Annotated in this window: 18 protein-coding genes; 10 read left to right on the top strand and 8 right to left on the bottom strand. The window is 50.0% G+C overall.

Annotated elements, in window-relative coordinates:
- Positions 1 to 17: 17 nt before the first annotated feature.
- The 5 genes from cmoB to ACYQ8U_RS03750 are packed head-to-tail and all read right to left on the bottom strand — an operon-like array spanning position 18 to position 4762.
- Entirely contained in the window at positions 18 to 980 is a 963-nt protein-coding gene (cmoB, locus tag ACYQ8U_RS03770) for a tRNA 5-methoxyuridine(34)/uridine 5-oxyacetic acid(34) synthase CmoB (protein ID WP_459944178.1), read from the bottom strand.
- Positions 981 to 1007: 27 nt separating this feature from the next.
- Positions 1008 to 1748 (bottom strand): carboxy-S-adenosyl-L-methionine synthase CmoA, encoded by a 741-nt coding sequence (cmoA, locus tag ACYQ8U_RS03765; protein WP_459944177.1) that lies wholly within the window; start codon positions 1746 to 1748, stop codon positions 1008 to 1010.
- A gap of 15 nt (positions 1749 to 1763) precedes the next feature.
- Positions 1764 to 2138: a YdbL family probable chaperone protein gene (locus ACYQ8U_RS03760; protein WP_459944176.1), complete on the bottom strand. Its 375-nt coding sequence runs from the start codon at positions 2136 to 2138 to the stop codon at positions 1764 to 1766.
- A gap of 28 nt (positions 2139 to 2166) precedes the next feature.
- Positions 2167 to 2364, bottom strand: a complete 198-nt coding sequence (locus ACYQ8U_RS03755) for a YnbE family lipoprotein (RefSeq protein WP_459944175.1) — start codon at positions 2362 to 2364, stop codon at positions 2167 to 2169.
- Between the two features lies 1 nt (position 2365).
- The gene (locus ACYQ8U_RS03750; RefSeq protein WP_459944174.1) at positions 2366 to 4762 is read right to left on the bottom strand and encodes an intermembrane phospholipid transport protein YdbH family protein; all 2397 of its coding nucleotides are present in this window, start codon (positions 4760 to 4762) and stop codon (positions 2366 to 2368) included.
- Positions 4763 to 4959: 197 nt separating this feature from the next.
- Between ACYQ8U_RS03750 and ACYQ8U_RS03745 the strand changes: the two genes are divergently transcribed.
- Together ACYQ8U_RS03745 and ACYQ8U_RS03740 are read left to right on the top strand one after the other, a co-directional pair.
- Complete coding sequence (locus ACYQ8U_RS03745) at positions 4960 to 5616, top strand: hypothetical protein (RefSeq protein WP_459944173.1); 657 nt, start codon at positions 4960 to 4962, stop codon at positions 5614 to 5616.
- 45 nt (positions 5617 to 5661) lie between these two features.
- Positions 5662 to 6594, top strand: a complete 933-nt coding sequence (locus tag ACYQ8U_RS03740; protein ID WP_459944172.1) for a biotin--[acetyl-CoA-carboxylase] ligase — start codon at positions 5662 to 5664, stop codon at positions 6592 to 6594.
- 96 nt (positions 6595 to 6690) lie between these two features.
- Here the strand turns inward: ACYQ8U_RS03740 and recO are convergent, their stop codons facing one another.
- From recO to ACYQ8U_RS03725, 3 genes are read right to left on the bottom strand one after another with little or no spacing between them, the layout of a single operon-like run.
- Entirely contained in the window at positions 6691 to 7455 is a 765-nt protein-coding gene (recO, locus tag ACYQ8U_RS03735) for a DNA repair protein RecO (RefSeq protein WP_459944171.1), read from the bottom strand.
- A 3-nt stretch (positions 7456 to 7458) separates the two neighbouring features.
- Entirely contained in the window at positions 7459 to 8166 is a 708-nt protein-coding gene (locus ACYQ8U_RS03730; RefSeq protein ID WP_459944170.1) for a helix-turn-helix domain-containing protein, read from the bottom strand.
- 31 nt (positions 8167 to 8197) lie between these two features.
- Complete coding sequence (locus ACYQ8U_RS03725) at positions 8198 to 9214, bottom strand: peptidylprolyl isomerase (protein WP_459944169.1); 1017 nt, start codon at positions 9212 to 9214, stop codon at positions 8198 to 8200.
- A 225-nt stretch (positions 9215 to 9439) separates the two neighbouring features.
- On the opposite strand from ACYQ8U_RS03725, the gene ACYQ8U_RS03720 reads away from it, so the two are divergent.
- The 8 genes from ACYQ8U_RS03720 to ACYQ8U_RS03685 all read left to right on the top strand — a co-directional run bounded on the left by ACYQ8U_RS03720 (position 9440) and on the right by ACYQ8U_RS03685 (position 17198).
- Positions 9440 to 9940, top strand: coding sequence for a TlpA family protein disulfide reductase (locus ACYQ8U_RS03720; protein ID WP_459944168.1), 501 nt, complete (start codon positions 9440 to 9442; stop codon positions 9938 to 9940).
- 120 nt (positions 9941 to 10060) lie between these two features.
- Positions 10061 to 10267: a selenite/tellurite reduction operon protein ExtJ gene (gene extJ / locus ACYQ8U_RS03715; RefSeq protein ID WP_459944167.1), complete on the top strand. Its 207-nt coding sequence runs from the start codon at positions 10061 to 10063 to the stop codon at positions 10265 to 10267.
- A 106-nt stretch (positions 10268 to 10373) separates the two neighbouring features.
- Positions 10374 to 11069 carry a class I SAM-dependent methyltransferase gene (locus ACYQ8U_RS03710; protein WP_459944166.1) on the top strand — a complete coding sequence of 232 codons (696 nt, stop codon included), beginning with the start codon at positions 10374 to 10376 and terminating at the stop codon, positions 11067 to 11069.
- A 96-nt stretch (positions 11070 to 11165) separates the two neighbouring features.
- Complete coding sequence (locus ACYQ8U_RS03705; RefSeq protein WP_459944165.1) at positions 11166 to 11855, top strand: precorrin-2 dehydrogenase/sirohydrochlorin ferrochelatase family protein; 690 nt, start codon at positions 11166 to 11168, stop codon at positions 11853 to 11855.
- 92 nt (positions 11856 to 11947) lie between these two features.
- Positions 11948 to 12775: a c-type cytochrome biogenesis protein CcsB gene (gene ccsB, locus ACYQ8U_RS03700; RefSeq protein ID WP_459944164.1), complete on the top strand. Its 828-nt coding sequence runs from the start codon at positions 11948 to 11950 to the stop codon at positions 12773 to 12775.
- A complete protein-coding gene (gene hemA, locus ACYQ8U_RS03695) occupies positions 12765 to 14060 on the top strand; it encodes a glutamyl-tRNA reductase (RefSeq protein ID WP_459944163.1) in 1296 nt (431 codons plus the stop codon). The genes ccsB and hemA overlap by 11 nt, the downstream gene beginning before the upstream one ends.
- Positions 14057 to 14557, top strand: coding sequence for a hypothetical protein (locus ACYQ8U_RS03690; RefSeq protein WP_459944162.1), 501 nt, complete (start codon positions 14057 to 14059; stop codon positions 14555 to 14557). Before hemA ends, ACYQ8U_RS03690 begins: the two co-directional genes overlap by 4 nt.
- A 286-nt stretch (positions 14558 to 14843) precedes the next feature.
- On the top strand, positions 14844 to 17198 hold the full coding sequence (locus ACYQ8U_RS03685; RefSeq protein ID WP_459944161.1) for a carboxy terminal-processing peptidase: 2355 nt from the start codon (positions 14844 to 14846) through the stop codon (positions 17196 to 17198).
- The last annotated feature ends 105 nt before the right edge of the window (positions 17199 to 17303 follow it).

Below are 17303 nucleotides of genomic sequence, written 5' to 3'. Positions count from 1 at the left end.
GTTTTAAGGCGAGCCGATTATTCTTTTTTTCGACCCTTGACAAAAACACGGCAGGGGGCCGGGTATCCTTCGACGGTCAACTGCGGATTGTCTGGATCGATATAATCCTTGAACGATTCAAAGGTCATCCAGTCGGTCCGGCGCTGTTCCACCTCTGACATCGGATGGCTACAGAAGAGATTGATGTCGTCAAATCCGGCTTTTTTCATCCAGTTGCACAGGCAGCTGCCGGTGGGCACGAAGTAGGTTCCCGGAACCTTGGCGTAGGTTTCATCGGGGAAGAGGGCAATCGGTGATTCGCCGGGAATAGCCTGGGATTCGACAAGAAGGGTACCGCCGGGCTGCAGGGCGCGGAGAATGTCACGCAGGGTATCGATGGGCGACGGACGATGGTAGATAATACCCATCAAAAACACCACATCAAAGCAACTCTCAAAAAGGTTGAGATGTTCTATACCAAGCAGGTCAATATCAAGTTCGGCTCTTCCAGCCATGGCGTTGAGCGCCTTGAAACAGTAATAATGCTGCACGGACGGCTCGAAACCAAGGACCAGCCGGGGGGCGGACGCGGCCATGCGGAACATGTAGTAGCCGTTGTTGCAGCCGATATCGGCTATTACCTTGCCGGTAAGGTCGGGGAGCTCCGGCAGGAGTCGCTGCCACTTTCTTTCACTGCGCCATTCGGCATCAATATGGACGCCAAAGACAGAAAAAGGCCCTTTACGCCAGGGCATAAAGGCTTGGAGGTTTTCCGTTACGTGCTGTCGTTCATGGTCGGTGATTTCGTCCGACTGGCCAATAATAATGGTATCTCCGCTGCAGTCGACGTGCGCTGCCCGGTAGTGAGTGAGCTGTTGAAACGGCTTTCTGTACCGCAAAAAGCCTTTTTTTTCTTGCTCGACCCAAGCGCGACGCCTGGTATGTTCCCGGGCGATAACATCCGTATGTGCCGAATCCGGCAGAAGAGAGAGGTAGTTCATTGCAGGAAAATAGAAGTTTTTCGGTAGCTATTCCTCGGGCTTGATGGCGATAAGAGAGATGAAATTGAACCATTGAAAAAAGGTCTCGGTGGAGGCGAAACCGCATTTTTGCAGCATGGCTTTGTTCTCTTCAATAGAATAAGGAATGAGGACATTTTCTAACGCTTCGCGTTTTTTGGCAATCTCAAGCTCCGAATAGCCGCGGGATTTTTTGAACTGGTAATAGGTGTCGATATATTCCCGATTGAGTCGTGGGTCATGGCAGATTACTTTCTCGCTGATGAGGACGATCCCGCCAGGCTGCAGGCTGTGGAAGAGTCGCTGCAGAAAACGTTCACGCTGCAGTGGCCGGATAAACTGCAGGGTATAATTGACAATAATGGCACCTGCTCCCGGATGGTCGAATTCGGTGATATCTTCAAGCAAAAAGGAAAGGCTCTGCTGTTTGGTATACAGTTCCGACTTCAGCCGCGCCTTGTCAAGCATTGGTGCAGAGTTGTCAATGCCGACGAACTGCAGCCCTTTGTGTTCCAGCAGGCGGGAAAATTCGAGCAGGGTCGTGCCGGTGGCACAGCCAAGGTCGTACACCCTGTCTCCCTGCGCCAGAAAGCCGTTCAGCAGCTGGGCCTCTGCCTCAATGACTTGACGATAGAAGGGGATCGAACGATCGATCATGTCGTCGAAGACCTCCACTACCCGATCGTTGAAAACAAAGTCTTCCTCTATGGTATCGATTTTAAAAATCGTATCTTTGGTTGAGCCGGTCATAGTGCAAAACGGGAGCTATTTTTGGTACCAGGAGCCGTCCGGTTTTTGGAACCAGTGACCCGCCTGACCTTTTTCAGCAATCATCTTCGCCCGCCGTTCACCGACCAGCACCGGGGATGCCCCCTGGTTTTTGCCGATGGCGGCGTAGACGGCGGCACGGTCGCTGTTTTCGGCCTGTATGAGAGCCTGCTGCGGGCTGCCGGCGCGGCGAAATTCCAGAAATCCTTTGTTGTTTTCGCCGATAACCCCCTGATCTTTCAAGGCGTTGATGGCGGGAATTCTCGCCGCCATTTGATCTTTGATGGAAGCGGTGTGAGCAAGTGTTACCATAAATAGGGAACAGGCGATAAAAATAAACAGAGAAGAAATAAACAAGATGTTTTTACGCATGGGGCACCTCATGGGTTTGAATCGATAGTTATTCCGTTTGCTTTTTATCCAGATCGCCGAAGAAATCATCAAGAGCTCTGTCCACCTTGACATTGATATCAATGGTGATGTGGATCGGCTTGATCTCCACAGGTTTTATCTCAACCTCATGCTGCGTACAGGCTGAAGAGGACACCAGGCCAGCGGACAAAAGGATAAACAAGACATATTTTTTACATGCTGTCATATTACATATTCTCCATAAAGGATTGGATGTTTTTTCCATAGTGAAACAGATCCTGCATGGGGAATCGAAAATTCACATCCAGTCGGATCGGATGCTGCAGGCCGGGACCCCGGTCGCTTGGGACAATCTGCCCACTCTTGTAGCCGAAAGGTAAGGGGGTTGCCGGTTTACCCTCCAGCTGCATGGCAATCACCAGATCGTTTTTTTGGCTGTTAAAAGAGAGTTTGGTCCAGTTATACGAGAAATTTTCCAGGGCCTGCATTGAATAATCCAGAGAGGCACTTTTACCGATGTCCGGCATTCCCTGACGCAGCTGTCTTGTATCATTGAAACGGACTATACCACCATTGCCTGGTGTGGAAAATAGAAATCCGTCATCAAAGGTCACCCCCTGTTTGTTGATGATCATCGGCAGCCTGCCATTCAGGGAACCCTCTCCTTCTGCCTTGTCAATGCCGAACTGAGCAAGCAGTTCGGTAAAACCCAAGCGGTCACAGTAGAGCGTGGTGTCCAGTTCCTGCATCGTGCCGGCGAGAGTGAAGCTGCCTGTTTCGACGTTGCCGCCACACCAGCCGGCCTGCATTTTTTCCAGAAAAATCGCTTGCTCGTCCTCTATACGAAAACGAATCCGTGCGTCGGACAATTTTATTTTGCCGAAACTAAGAGAACCGATGGTAGCCAGCTGGCCTGGTTTGCTCTGCAGCAGAGGCAGATGGGGAAAGGCTACGGCGAAATTGATATCCGACAGCAAGTTTTCGCCATGACGTAAGGTGCCGTCACGGTAGTCAACGGTGAGTTCTCCGCCGGGTATGCTGTTTCGTAGGTGAAATTCACCGTCGGCGGCAAGCTTGCCGGTCAAAGCGAGTTTGTCCGGCAGCTTGAGAAAGCGGGGAAAGGTCGCTGAGTTGACAGCAGTTGCCGGAAAACGGCACTGCGCAGAAATATCCTCCGCTGTCTGTGCCGAACCATCGCAAATGATTTGTAAATCGGGAATAAAGGGGGTGGTGAGCAGCGTGGTGAAGGCAATTCCCGCCTGAGATGGCAGCAGGGTCGCCTTGAGCCTGCCGCTGTTGACGTTCTGATAGCGTATTTCCTCAATGTTCACTGTTCCGGCCGTCTTGGCTGCACCCTTTTCCGGCAAGGGGTATTGAAAAGGCAGGTGCAGCGAGAGGTTGACCAGGCTTGTTTGACTCGTTTTCAGCGTGATTTGCGGGACCAGGCATTTCAGGTCGGCGGTGACAGCGGCACCCACGAGAACAATATCTCCATCAGCCTTGAAGGGGCTGATGGAAAAGGTGTTCCCGATCTTGACGGCTTCGCTTGCCAGTGCATATTTGACCCTCGTTGCGGCCTGCTGATGGCTTCCGGTAAAGTTTATGTTGAGGCGGGACTGGGTTCTGTCGAAAAAAATATCGCCGCTGCCGTTGAATTTTCCTCCGGGAATGGTCATCTCGCCCTGCAGGTTCACAGCCATCTTTTCCGGTTCAGTCAGGACAACATTGTTCAAAATAAAATTGGCTGTATCTTTGTCTCCGGTAATGTCTAGGCCGATGGGGTGGTCCGGGCGACTCTCTTTAAAAATAAAAGCGTCCTTTTCGAATGCCAAGCCGGGGAATTGCACAGTTGCCCTATAGTCGATAATGCTGTCGAGTACCTGGTTGAAACGCACCCGGCTTTTAAGAGAAAGTCCTCCGGTAAACTGTATGTCTTGTAAATCGGGAGAAAGAAAGCTGAGCTGGTCGATATCCGGCATGTGTAACTGTACGACGGCCTCATATCCCGGATCAACGGATTGCAGCGCGAGCTCACCGCTCAGGAGCAGGTCGCCTCGTATCTGCACTGGTCCTGAAAGGGAAGTTAGCAGTTTACTGTCCGCCGGCTGTTCGAGAAAACCCAGGGAAAAACGACCGTCGACAAGAACAGTGATGGGTTTCTGCTGATTCCTGTGCAAGGTAACGGCACAGTTTTTTACAATAATTGTCTCCACCGCCAGTGGTAAAAGGAAGGGGGAGTGGCTGTTTTGCCCCATGGCGGAAGAATCACCGGTGGTCAGGCCACGGATGACCGGGCGGCTCCCCTGCATTTCCACCTGCAGCGAGGCGGAATCAAGGAGCAGGCTGGATATTTTTCTTTGCAGCAGGGAGGCGGGAGTATAGGTAAGCTCGAACCTGGGCACGGCCAGGGTGGTCCGATCCGTATCGGCCAGGGACAATGTTCCCCTGATCTTCCAGGGCGAGATGCGGGAGAGGCTGAGTTCCTTGTCGGTGAAGGGGAGACCCTCGATGAGTCGGGGGAAAAGATACTGATCAGCAAGGAAGGGGAGAAAGAGAAAAAAAAGTGTACTTCCCAGCACCAACAAGATCGGAAGTGTGACCAGAAAATGGAATTTCTTTTTCATTTATTTTTTTAATTCCCTTTTCTATTATACAATGTTGCACTGTTTGCTGTCGCCAGGGTGGCAAATATTGGTCTTGCCTTGTTGCTTTTCAGCCAGTATAAACGTATTGCGCAGGTCTTGCATAATAAATTGGTGGTATTCTCGAGCGGGAAACCCATTTCTGCTCTGTCCAGATAAAGGAAAAACAGGTTGTTGGTATGTCTAACGAAATAGATTTTGACGAATTGCTCAGTAAGTATAAATCAGACCCTTTCGATTATGTCGATGTTTTTGCGGTGCATACCGGTCGGGTATCGTTCAAGGTCGTCGAAGGAGAGGAGGTGAACGCGGCCAGCGGGGAATGGCTGCAGGTGCCGGGCACCCGACTGTATGAAATAAATCGGGAACGAAATCCAAAAATAATCGCCGCCCAGACCAATGGCACGGTGGCAAAAATCAATACCGAGTTTGATGGTCAATTTGTCGAGGCCGGCGAAAAACTGATGACCATCAAACATCCTCTTAAAAAGAAAGAGATTATAGAAAATATCCTGAAAGAGGTGCTGTCACTCTTTCCCGCCCCGGAAACGGCGAAATATTTTTTTGCCATGGATATCCAGTCCCGTATTGAAAAAAAGGGTGCCCGGGCGGTGACCATTGAGCCGGGGGACGAGATCCTGACCATGTCCCTGATGAAGCGGGATACCCCGGTTTACTACCAGGGGCAGCGTGGGGTTATCCATTCCATTTACTTCAAACAGGGAATTTCCGTTGCCCAGGGTGAACCTCTGCTTGGCATCTGTGCCCCGGAAAAACTTACGCTTATTCAGAAAATAATTACCCGGGTAAAGGCAGATTGGGACACCGACCATTGATGATTCAAGAAATCGCCATTTCTTTCCTTGATATGCATCGACAACATGGCAGAAAATAGACCCACCCCGGAGGAGATTTTCAACCTCCTGCAACGCGCGAAATCGAGAGAGAAATCCCTGATCGACAGTCCGGTTGATACCGAAGCAGCCATGCGCTATGGGGCCTTTGTCGGCTCGGTCATCGAGAGCCACACCTCCTTGCCGCGGGCAATGGATCATGCCCGCAGCCTGATCAACAAAACGGTCCAGGCCGGTAGTTCGGTTGCCAGTGGGACGGTGATACTGGCAGACACGATGAGCCGCTCCAAGGGGCGTTTTGCCCGGGCGTGGCACGCTCCTTCGGGCGGTATCTGGGGATGCATGATCCATGCGAACACCCTCCTGCCGCAATCCCGTCGATTCATTTCCCTGGCCACTGGCCTGTCCTGTTGTGAGGCTGTGCGCGAGCTCGGCCTGGAAAAGGCCATTTTGCGCTGGGTGAACGATGTTCTGTTCGAAGGGAGAAAACTTGCCGGTTTTTTAGTGGAAAGTTTTACCGAACCCGTCCATCACGAGGAGTTTACCCTTGTCGGTTTCGGCATCAATGCGAATAACTGTGTATTCCCGGCCGACCTCACCGCTTCGTCAATTTCCCTGGGACAAATTCTCGCCAGGAAAATCGATCTCCGCACCTTCACCGCTTTGTTTCTCTCCAGGCTGGCCTGGAATTTCGGCCTGCTCTATCATGAGGAGGCAAAAGAGCTCCGGGGCGAAAGCTATTCCGGCAAGGGAGGACAGCATCTGCTGTTGGAAAGATGGCTTGCCCGTTCGGACACCGTCGGCAAAAGAGTTGTCTATGGCTTTGACGTGATGACCGCGCCGCAGTACCGGGCCGACGTGCTGGGCATCGATGTTGATGGCGGCCTTATCCTGCGTCTGGAAGACGGTCATGTGAAAACAGAGTACAGCGGGGAAATACGCTATCTTGCCCTGCCATAATGGACTTCTCTGTGACCCTCCTGGGGAGATGCAGGCAGAATTGCAGACAGTATTCGGAGCGGCACAACATTCAGCAAAAATCCCGCCATGAACCTGTTATCGCCTGAGAAATTTCCGTGCCATTTTCCATGATATGACATCGCGCTGAAACAATTGATTGCCATAACCCTGCAGGAGTGAGATGGCTTCGTAAAGGATGCTGCCGGATATTTTCAGGCGGTGCAAGCGCGCCAGGGGCTGGTCCTGCGCCGAACGGAGCATTTTGATCGTTCCGTGGGAGAGTGGCAGACCCTTTTTGAAATGCGGATTGCAGCCCGAACAGACGATCCGGCCGATGGTGGTATCAAAACTGTAGCGATGTTCACTGGTAACCGGTGAACTGCATTGGCCACAGGTTTGCAGGTCCGGTCTGTAGCCGATGTAAGCATAGAAACGAATGAGAAACAGAGCGAGCACGGTCATTGGCGGCTGCTGCTGATCGAGACTGTGCAAGGCCCATAAACTGAGCCGGAAGATATGGATATCCGGTTCATTCTCCCGCACGCCGATGAGGAGGAACTCTCTGATGACGGAAGCGACGCTATACAGTTCAAGGTTCTGACGAAGACGCAAAAAACTTGTGTGCAGCTCGGCGTCGGCGAAGAAAGCCAGAGATCTGTTGGCTTTCTGTTCGTAGGTAATGTGCAGAAAACTGAAAAGTTCAAGTTTATTGACAAAACGCCGTTTACTTTTTTTGGCGCCTTTTGCTATGGCGGTAAGCCGGCCGACATCCTGGCAGAACAGCGTGACAATTACATCGGACTCGCCGTGTTCCGTACAGTTTAAAACGAGAGCATCGGTTTCCCTGGCCTGTGCTGCCATGGATTATTGCTGCGGCTGTTCAGGACTATTTTCAGGGATGGTATATGGAAGGGTCTGCAAAGAGAGTGGCACTGCAGCCTTGGGTATTTGCTGTGCTTCAGCATTCGTAGCTGTGAATGGATAGGAGAGGCCGAATATATCGTGTTGTTTTTTTTGCGGTTTTTGTACTCGGACCGGGGGGGTGCCGGATGCGAAAACATCTGATGCCGGACTGCTCTGCCATCCCTGTTCAATTTGTTGCGGTTCCTCCAGGCTCCGTAACTTGTGGCTGAGATAGGTAGCTGGATTCCAGGAAATGTACCAGGACAGAACCCCACCAAGCAAGAGCATTAAAAGCACCAACAACCCGAAAAAGGAAAAGGGCATAGAAGAAGGCCGTTCAGACATGTTTCCCACTTCCTGGGCAAGCTTACCCCTTCGAAGCATGGACTCGGGTATGGATTTTTTCGGACGCGGTCTCTCCCGGATATACATTTGTAAGACTTTTTCGGGATCAAGCAGAAGACTTTTGGCATAAAGAACATAAAAACCGCGGGCAAACACATCTGCCGGGAGGGCGGCGAAATTATTTTCTTCAATAGCCTGGAGACTTCTCGATGATATTTTGGTTTCCCCCGCTACTGCGGCCAACTCTTTTCCCTGGGTGATTCTCGTCTCCCGGAGATACTCTCCGAGAGTGGTGTGTTCCGTTGTGTTGGACTGAAACGACATAATTTTTCCTGATAAATAAAGACCGAAGTGTTTAAAGTATTTGAATATAGGCTTCTTCTTTGAGTTTTTTAACCCATTCAGCGTAGGCAATTTTTAATTTTTCCTCAAAGATTTTTTGTCTGATTTCTTCTTTTACCGCCTCAAATGCGGCCGTGACAACAATGGCTTTTTCTTCGCCTGACAGCAAGAGAAAAAATTGATAGGCGGCAGGGGTCTCGATGATTTCACTGACTTCGCCGGGCTTGAGGGATTGCACGGCATCACGCATGGCCGGAGCCATCTCGTCGAGGGTAAAAACACCAATATCGCCGCCATCAACCGCTGAGGGTAATTCGGAAAATTTTTCAGCCAACGTTCTGAAATCCTGTCCTTTTTTGGCGAGATCGTGAATCCGTTCCGTTCTTTTTCTGGTTTCCTGTTTTTCTGCAGCCAATTTTTCCGGATCGTCGATCTTGTTCCAGCTGCAGCCGATCTGCAACAGGTAGTAGCTTCCTTTATCGACTCTCGACGTGTAATTTTCATCGTAATAGTCGAGAATCATTTCCTCGGTAACAACTATTTTTGACCGGACATCGTAGCTGAGTAGCCGGCTTTGCAAAAGTTGAGATCGCAGCTTGTTTCTGTAGGATTCCTCTGTCAGTCCCGATTTCTCAAGTTTTTGTCTGAACTCGGCCGGTGTAAGAGACATGCCATTGCGTACATTCTCATAGGCCGCCTCGACATCTTCGTCGGTGACGGTGACGTTATATTTTTTGGCCTTTTGCTGGATGAGGCGTCGTTCAATCATGCCGTTCAGGGAGAGTTGCCGAGCCTGTTCCAGGGCGTCAACTGCCGGTACCCCGGGGTTATTTTCCGTGATGGATCGAAACAACCCGACCGTCTCTTCCTCGAGCTCGGAGAGGGTAATGACCTCATCATTAACCACCGCTATAACTTTATCGACAACTTCGGCGGAAAGGCAGAGAGGTAAACACAGTCCCAAAAGCAAAATAAGCATGGAGCCGACAAAACGTGGTCGATTCTGCCGCCAAGTAAATATTTTTTTCATAAAAACCTGCAATTGAAAAACATAAGGTAGAGGTAAAAAACAATGCAACAGCCTTAGTTGTCATTGCCCGGTATGCCTGATGAAGGATCTTTGCGACTGTACCTAATCTGTTGCCGAGTTGCTATCTTTCTTTCCAGTTGGTTGACTTTGAGATATGATGGAATATTTTGTGGCATGAGTATATCATAGAAGAAATAAATTTCAATTCTCCTTCGGAGCGGATTCATGGAAAAACAAAAAATGAGTTATATGCCTGTATGGTGTATCGCTCTGATCTTCACTCTCTTGTCGACTGTTGTTGCTCAGGCGGCAACGCAAATGCCATCGTTCTCACTGGAGAGTGTGCGTGACGGCAGAATCATCGAATCAGAATCCTTTAGCGGTAAAGTACTGCTGCTGACCTTTTTTGCAACCTGGTGTCCGCCATGTGCGGAAGAAGTACCTGTGCTTGTGAAATTGCAGAAGGAGCTGGCCGATGCCGGGTTCTCGGTGGTGGGTTTGTCCGTCGATCAGACGGGACCTGATTCGGTGGCAAAATTCGTTAAAAGCGAAAAAATAAACTACCCCGTCCTGCTGGCGGAAGCACGGACCACGCAGGATTTCGGTGGCGTATATGGTATACCCGTGGCTTTTTTGGTGAATAAATCCGGCAACGTGGTAAAGAAATATACCGGGTATGTACAACACGAGATTCTTGAAAGAGACATTCGCAGCCTGCTGGAATGATTGAAGACGGTTGCATTTAACATAAAAATGAAATAGTATGTATTTCTGAATTGCAGTTGTTGTTATGAAAAGAGTGGAGCTTCGCTCCGAATTAAAACCAGAAAACAAAGGAGAAAAACAATGAATAAGAAGATTGTCGTGTGCGCCATGGCCTTAGTTTTTGCACTGAGTACTGCTGGTTTGGGTTTTGCTGCAAAAGTTAATTGTACGGTCGACGCAGTAGATGGTGATAAAGTGACCATGACCTGTGAGAAAGCCGACAAACTCAAGGCCGGTGATAAGATCAAGGTATCCACTGCCAAGAAGGCTGCTATAGAGGGTTGCTGATTGACAGAGCATTCCTCTTTAAGTATTGTGCCGGGTCGGCTGATTTTCTATCAGCCGACCCGTTTTTTTTGTTTGTCACCCACTGAAACTCTACAAGGTTCCACCCATGGATATACGCACTCTTCCTGAAGCCGAGCGGCAGATTTATAACCGTATTCGAAAAAAGTACCAGCTGACCTTTGATCGGTTGCGTATTGGCGAAAAGCAGATCAGATTGTTGAAAATTGCTGATCTGGAGGAGTTTCTCGACGGCAAGGACCCCTTTGCCGATGTCTCGGAGTTTCCCTTTTGGATTCGACTCTGGGATGCGGCGATGATCCTCGCCTATGTCCTTGGCTCGCAACCCAATGGTGCAGGCCGTAGCTTGCTGGAACTTGGCGCCGGGCTGGGTGCTCCCGGCCTTGCCGCCGCTTCGGCAGGATTTGAGGTGACAATCAGTGATTATGAACAGATCATAATGGATTTTCAGAAGGTGAGTGCCGCTGCGTCCGGACTGACCGGTATCCATTTTACCCACCTTGACTGGTTGAATCCGCCAAAGATGGAGCCTTTTGACGTCCTTGCCGGAGCAGAGATACTGTTTCGCGATGAATTTTTCGAGCCTTTACTGAATATCTGCAAAACCTGCCTGAAACCGGACGGAGTGATTTATCTGGCCCATGATGCAAAACGACAGAGTCTGCCGAAATTTCTCAAACTTGCCCAGAGTGATTTTGACATTGGCCTCAAAGAGCAGGTCATCAAGCGGGACGGGGAAAAAATAACAATCGTCATCAATCGTTTACGACCGAAAAAAAACTGATTACCCTGTTTATACCGTAGTAACTGTCTGGTAATTATTTGCGGCCGCAAGTACAATGAAAACAGCCGATGAGCTGTGCTTATCCTCATAAAACCCATGCTATTATATCCCATTAATGTAAATATTACCGACAAGCTCTGCATCGTCGTCGGCGGGGGAGCGGTCGCTTTGCGCAAGACGAAAAGCCTCCTTGCCGCTGGAGCGATAATCCGGGTGATCAGCCCGGAGGTTCACGCGGAGTTGCAGGTTTTGGCGCGGAATAAAGAAATCGAGTGGTTTATGAGAGAATTTGTCGAGGGGGATTTGAAGGGAGCCTTCCTGGTTTTTGCGGCAACGAATAATCATGAAGCCCAGGTCCTCATCGCCCGGGAAGCCGGAAAATATGCTGTTTTACTGAACAGTGCCGATGACCCGCAAAACAGTCATTTTCATGTTCCCGCCCATTTTCGGCGGGGGAAAATGCTCGTTACCGTTTCCACCAGCGGCAGCAGCCCCGCCCTTGCCAAAATCATCAGGCAGCAACTGGAAAGTGTCGTTGTTGCCGAGTACGAAATTGTTACTGACCTTTTCTCGTTGATACGGGAGAAAATTGTTGATGCGGATGGTGATTCCCTGGCCAATGCGGAACTTTTTCGCCGATTGATGCAGGAAGGAATTGTTGAACTGGTCCTGCAGGCAAACTGGTTTGATCTGCAGATGATGTTGCTTCGTGAGTTACCGGAGTCCGTCGATGCGGTGACACTCATGAAAAAAATTCTTGAAAAACACGACACATCAGGTAGTTGAAGAGGGTCTCGACCTGATATACGGGAAGCAGGCCGGTGCAGGATACTCAGCAGGGGAAAAAGCTGAATGATGTCAATTATGCAAGGATACCCATGGAAGAAATTAACTATCTCCTTTTTCAATCGGTTCTGGGCGTAACCTTCATTGCCGCAGCGGCATATCTGGTTTTTTTCGTTAGCCAAAACAAAAAAATACGCAAAATCGCCCGGATGATTCTCCTTGTCTCGGGGCTACTGCAGACGCTGCATATAGCGTCGCGCTTTATTCTGGCGGGCCATACGCCCATAACCTCGCAGCACGAAGCGGTGGTCTTTTTCGCCTGGGCGACAACATGGGCCTATCTTTCTTTCCGGTGGCGTTATACCGTAAAAAACTTCGGTACCTTTGTCTCGGTTTTCATCTGTTGTCTTTTGCTCATCGCTTCTTTTTCTTCACGGCAGTTTATGCCGCTTCTCCCGGCCCTGCAAAGTAACTGGCTGCCGATTCATGCCGGAGTTTCAATTATTGCCTACGGCTTTTTGTCCCTGGCCTTTTGCGGCGGCCTGATGTATCTGCTGCAGGAAAGAGAACTGAAAAGTAAAAAATTCGGCTATTTCTTTTCCCGTTTTCCATCGCTTGATGCCCTAGATCAGCTGAATAATCACTGTCTCACTGCCGGCTTTGTCTTTTTAACCCTCGGCATTGTCACAGGTTCCGTGTGGGCTCGCCAAGCCTGGGGCACCTATTGGCACTGGGATCCGAAGGAGACCTGGTCGCTGATAACCTGGTTTGTTTATCTGGTCCAGCTCCATCAACGGTATACGGTGGGCTGGCGCGGCAAAAGAGCGGCTGTTATGGCCATAGTCGGTTTTGCTGCCATTGTTTTTACCCTGTGGGGAGTAACATATCTGCTTGGAGGCGTTCATAGTTATGCCAAGTGAAAAAATTCTCCTTCTTGGGGTAAATCATAAGACGACACCCGTCGAAATACGTGAGAAAATTGCCCTGTCGGGGGGCTATGAAGAGCCGCTTTCGGCAATGAAAAATATTCAAGGCTTGCGAGAGTACTATCTTCTTTCCACCTGTAATCGGGTTGAATTGCTGTTGGTCACGGAGGCTGATAGCAACGTGGAAGAGGCGATGATCGATTTTCTTTTCGGGGACAGGGTGCCCCGGGACGATTGTCGGCAGTATCTCTATATGCTCTACGATAAGGAGGCTGTGCATCATTTGTTTATGGTCGCCGCCAGTCTTGATTCGATGGTGGTTGGCGAGGCACAGATTCTTGGGCAGTTGAAAGAAGCCTATCGGCATGCCGCCCATTTCGGCTGCACCGGACCCTTACTGAATAAACTCCTGCACAAGTCTTTTTCGGTAGCCAAAAGAGTACGGACCGAAACGGCTATCGGTTCTTCGGCCGTCTCTATCAGCTATGCCGCCGTACAGCTCGCCAAAAAAATATTCGGCAATCTGGAAGGTAAAAATGTGCTCCTGGTCGGGGCAGGGGAAATGGCCGAACTTGCCGCGGAACACCTTGTCGGCAACGGCGTCGGATCCGTGACCGTGGCCAATCGGACCCTGGCTCGGGCAGTCGATCTGGCACAATGCTTTAAAGGGAAGGCAGTCGCCATGGAAGAGCTGGTGGCACAATTGCAACATGTCGATATTATTATCAGTTCAACTGGGGCAACGGAAATCATCCTGCACAAGGACGAGGTGAAGTCGGTTATGCGGGCCAGAATGAACCGACCGCTGTTCTTTATTGATATTGCCGTACCCAGGGACCTTGATCCCCGGTTGAATGAACTGGACAATGTCTATCTCTATGATATTGATGATTTAAGCAATGTGGTAGAGATAAATAAGTCGCAACGGGACAAAGAGGCGGTTATTGCGGCGCGTATTGTCGATGAGGAGACGCTGAAATTCGAACGATGGTTTCTGGGCCTGGCGGTGACGCCCACGATCCAGGCGCTTAAAGAAAAAATGGATGAAATCGGTCAGTTGGAGCTGGACAGGACCTTGGCCAGAATGCCCGATTTGACCGATGCCGATCGGGAACATCTCAGTCGGATGGTGACGGCCATTACCGCAAAAATTCTCCACGATCCGCTGATGTACCTGAAGAGTGAATCATGTGCCGGACGGGATAACAGCGATCTGAAAGTAACCACTATCCGTGAATTGTTTGGCCTGCAAAAAGACGATAATGAAAAGCTGTCATGATTAATCCGAACGAGGCAATCGAAAACGAATGGTATATCGTCAGATATTCCGGAGAAATTCCGGAAATCGCCTATAATTCGGCGATCTATCAGCTGACGCGAGCTCAGGATGGCCCGCACCTTGACCTGAAGGAAGAGCAGATCGAACGCCTCAAAAAAGCGGCTGTAGACCGGTATACAGAGATAGTCCTGCGGGATTTGCAGCATGCCAACAGCAGCAAGGCCATCTATCGAGGCATTGCTCGGTCGATTATTAATTATCGGCGGTTCTGTATGTTTTGTTCGCGTCAGCACCTGCAACCAGGTGGCGTCCGGAATCTTACCGCCGAGGCACTTCTGCTCTTTCTCGAAACGGAAATTGATCGGCTGCACCGCGGCAATCGCCCCTCCATTATCAACTGCAGTTACCAGGAGCTGCAGAACTTCGCCTTTGAGCTTGGTATTGAGTTAGGCCGCAGGCATCACGCATTGGCGGAACATTGTCCACTCTCCTCTTGATCCTTGCTCCGCGACGGTAAAACTGTCGCATCACCCCGACACCATTCTCCGCTGTCATCTTCTGAAAAAATGCCGGCAACCCGGCTGTTTCAATAAAAAAACATCATCAGGATGTTTAGCTGGAAAGTTGTCGTCAATGGCCATTTTTGAAAAATTGGCCAATCGCCGGGTGTAATTTTTCCATGGCTATGTCTTTGTCGTGGTATTTGTTTTTGTGTTCTGTTATCTCTTACAGGGATAATCGTAGCGTATATACGTTTTCTAGAACCCCCATTTTATGACAATTATGAAAAATAATAAGATTTTTTTGTTCTTTGCGCTCACACTCTTTTGCTTGAATCTGGCAACCACAACCTTAGCGAATAGCAAAAAGGACGAGGTTGACCAGAAGAGAAACCGGCTCATCGGCTATATCCTCAGCAAGCAGCTGCCTTCCCTGCATTTCAGTGACAAGCTTTTCAACGACGACCTGGCGCGTGCCGCCTTTAATCTCTATATAAAGCAGCTGGACTATCAGAAACGATTCCTCCTGAAAAAAGATGTAGAACAGCTTGAGGCCTTTGCCCCCTACATTGACGATAATCTTGTCGATGGCCGGATAACTTTGCCTGACACCGGTTATGCTATTCTCAGTGAAAAGATCGACCTCGTGCAGAAGATGGTCGGGACCATGCTGGCAAGTGACCGGGTTGGGGCTGGGCCCATTGCCGGCTTTACTGCCTATACCGTCCAGCCGGGAGATACCCTCGATAAGATAGCCGATCGCTTTGACGACCTCGAAGTCGGTGACTTGATCGTCGATAACAATCTTGACGACCCAAAGCGGATTGAGGTCGGGCAGCAGTTGAAAATTCGCAAACCGGTACTCTTGGCGCAGGGAGACCTCTATGTCGGCAGTTTTAATGTGCATAAAAGGGAATCCTATGAAACAGATCCGGAAAAAACTGATTTCGCCAACAATAATGACGAACTGAAGGATCGCTGGCGGATGGTCCTGAAGGCCCAGGTCATCTCGCAGTATCTTGATCTCGAGGAAGAGCAGAAAAATGCATTGGATAAAGCTGCCGAGATGAAACAGCCGGCAAAACAGCTGACAGAGACGGAAATGTGGCAAGAGGCCCTGGTCAAGGTCAGTAAGCGGAACAAAAATTTTTTCCAGCGACTGAATCAGGAAACTCTGCAGGACCATTATGATCGTTTTTTCAACTGTGTCACCCGGTCCTTCGGCCCTCACACCAACTACATACCTCCGGCGAGCAAAGAGCAATTCGATATAAATATGCGCGGCAGCCTTGAAGGGATCGGGGCGCTTCTTCGAGAAGACGACGGCTTTATCAAGGTCATCAGAATTATTCCCGGCAGTGCTTCGGCCAGGCAGGGCAGACTCAAGGCGGAGGATATAATTCTGCAGGTCGCCCAGGAAGGTGAAGAACCAGTGGATATAACCGATATGCGGCTCAGAGATGCTGTCCGTCTGATCCGCGGTCCTAAAGGTGAAGCGGTCAGCCTGACGGTGAAAAAACCTGATGGGGTAACGGAGGTCATCAGGATTATACGCGATGTCGTGCAGATTGAAGAAACCTTCGTGAAAAGTTCGGTGATTGAATCATCCGGCGGTCGTAAGACCGGATACATCTACATTCCCTCCTTTTACCGCGATTTTGAGGGAACCAGAAACGGCGCCAAGGGCAGAAATTCAACAGATGATACCCAACAGGAAATCCTTAAAGCAATTGCACAGAACGTCGATGGAATTATCCTCGATTTGCGCGATGATGGCGGAGGGGCTCTCGTTGATGCGGTAGATATCACTGGACTCTTTATTAAATCCGGACCGGTTGTTCAGGTTTTGAACAGATTTGGCGACAAGCGGATTCTCAGTGATACGAATAACGACGTCTCGTACGATGGACCTCTGGTGGTGCTGGTCAATAAGTTTTCCGCCTCCGCCTCGGAAATTGTCGCAGCCGCACTGCAGGATTACCGGCGAGCGGTGATAGTCGGGGGGGCGCATACCCACGGCAAGGGAACTGTGCAGACGATTATTGATATCAATGAGAATATCCCTCTGATGAACCTTCATAAATATGAAGATCTCGGGGCCTTGAAGGTCACCATCCAGAAATTTTACCGGGTGAATGGGAGTTCCACCCAGTACCGAGGAGTAGAACCCGATATCGTCCTGCCGAACCTGTTTGAACATATTAAGTCCGGAGAGCGCTACCTTGATTATTCTCTACCATGGGATGCCATTCAACCTGTTGAATTTACGGCTAATGACAGGAAGTTCGATCTGGTAAAAATACGCCAAAGGAGCCTTGAGCGGGCGGCTTCCGACGAAGGTTTGAAAATAATCAGGGAAGAAGCCGTCAAAGCGGCGGAACGCAGTGAAGATACGATGCTTTCCGTGCAGATCGACGATATGCGCTTCAAGCGTGAGGAGTCACGGCTCATGAGAGAAAAGGTCGGGGCCCACTACCGGAAATATCGCGAGGAACAGGGAGAAGAGTCCGACTTTGCCGAGCCGGAGAGTCCGGAGGAAGACCCGCAGGAGAGGTGGTTGAAAGATGTCAAGGAAGATCCGTACATTCGTGAGGCCGTCAATATGGTCGGCGATATTATTCGGTTTTCCAAGAACTGAAAATGGGCGGGTCCCCCTTTCGCTATCGTCATTTGAGCGAACTGTGCCCACGTAAAATGTTCTTGAAAAAGGGTGGAAAAGATGCTAGAAATGTCCATTTGTGAA

The sequence above is a fragment of the Desulfocastanea catecholica genome (assembly GCF_054657295.1).
The sequence above is the reverse complement of the archived record's forward strand: the minus strand, read 5'-3'. Positions and strand labels throughout refer to the sequence as shown.

What these genes read in the sequence shown, in the direction of transcription:
- recO (WP_459944171.1), bottom strand. Translation starts at nt 7,455, where the DNA reads ATGGCAGCACAGGCCAGGGAAACCGATGCTCTCGTTTTAAACTGTACG.
- ACYQ8U_RS03760 (WP_459944176.1), bottom strand. Translation starts at nt 2,138, where the DNA reads ATGCGTAAAAACATCTTGTTTATTTCTTCTCTGTTTATTTTTATCGCC.
- ccsB (WP_459944164.1), top strand. Translation starts at nt 11,948, where the DNA reads ATGGAAGAAATTAACTATCTCCTTTTTCAATCGGTTCTGGGCGTAACC.
- ACYQ8U_RS03705 (WP_459944165.1), top strand. Translation starts at nt 11,166, where the DNA reads ATGCTATTATATCCCATTAATGTAAATATTACCGACAAGCTCTGCATC.
- ACYQ8U_RS03710 (WP_459944166.1), top strand. Translation starts at nt 10,374, where the DNA reads ATGGATATACGCACTCTTCCTGAAGCCGAGCGGCAGATTTATAACCGT.
- ACYQ8U_RS03755 (WP_459944175.1), bottom strand. Translation starts at nt 2,364, where the DNA reads ATGACAGCATGTAAAAAATATGTCTTGTTTATCCTTTTGTCCGCTGGC.
- ACYQ8U_RS03685 (WP_459944161.1), top strand. Translation starts at nt 14,844, where the DNA reads ATGAAAAATAATAAGATTTTTTTGTTCTTTGCGCTCACACTCTTTTGC.
- extJ (WP_459944167.1), top strand. Translation starts at nt 10,061, where the DNA reads ATGAATAAGAAGATTGTCGTGTGCGCCATGGCCTTAGTTTTTGCACTG.
- ACYQ8U_RS03745 (WP_459944173.1), top strand. Translation starts at nt 4,960, where the DNA reads ATGTCTAACGAAATAGATTTTGACGAATTGCTCAGTAAGTATAAATCA.
- ACYQ8U_RS03750 (WP_459944174.1), bottom strand. Translation starts at nt 4,762, where the DNA reads ATGAAAAAGAAATTCCATTTTCTGGTCACACTTCCGATCTTGTTGGTG.
- cmoB (WP_459944178.1), bottom strand. Translation starts at nt 980, where the DNA reads ATGAACTACCTCTCTCTTCTGCCGGATTCGGCACATACGGATGTTATC.
- ACYQ8U_RS03730 (WP_459944170.1), bottom strand. Translation starts at nt 8,166, where the DNA reads ATGTCGTTTCAGTCCAACACAACGGAACACACCACTCTCGGAGAGTAT.
- ACYQ8U_RS03725 (WP_459944169.1), bottom strand. Translation starts at nt 9,214, where the DNA reads ATGAAAAAAATATTTACTTGGCGGCAGAATCGACCACGTTTTGTCGGC.
- ACYQ8U_RS03720 (WP_459944168.1), top strand. Translation starts at nt 9,440, where the DNA reads ATGGAAAAACAAAAAATGAGTTATATGCCTGTATGGTGTATCGCTCTG.
- hemA (WP_459944163.1), top strand. Translation starts at nt 12,765, where the DNA reads ATGCCAAGTGAAAAAATTCTCCTTCTTGGGGTAAATCATAAGACGACA.
- cmoA (WP_459944177.1), bottom strand. Translation starts at nt 1,748, where the DNA reads ATGACCGGCTCAACCAAAGATACGATTTTTAAAATCGATACCATAGAG.
- ACYQ8U_RS03690 (WP_459944162.1), top strand. Translation starts at nt 14,057, where the DNA reads ATGATTAATCCGAACGAGGCAATCGAAAACGAATGGTATATCGTCAGA.
- ACYQ8U_RS03740 (WP_459944172.1), top strand. Translation starts at nt 5,662, where the DNA reads ATGGCAGAAAATAGACCCACCCCGGAGGAGATTTTCAACCTCCTGCAA.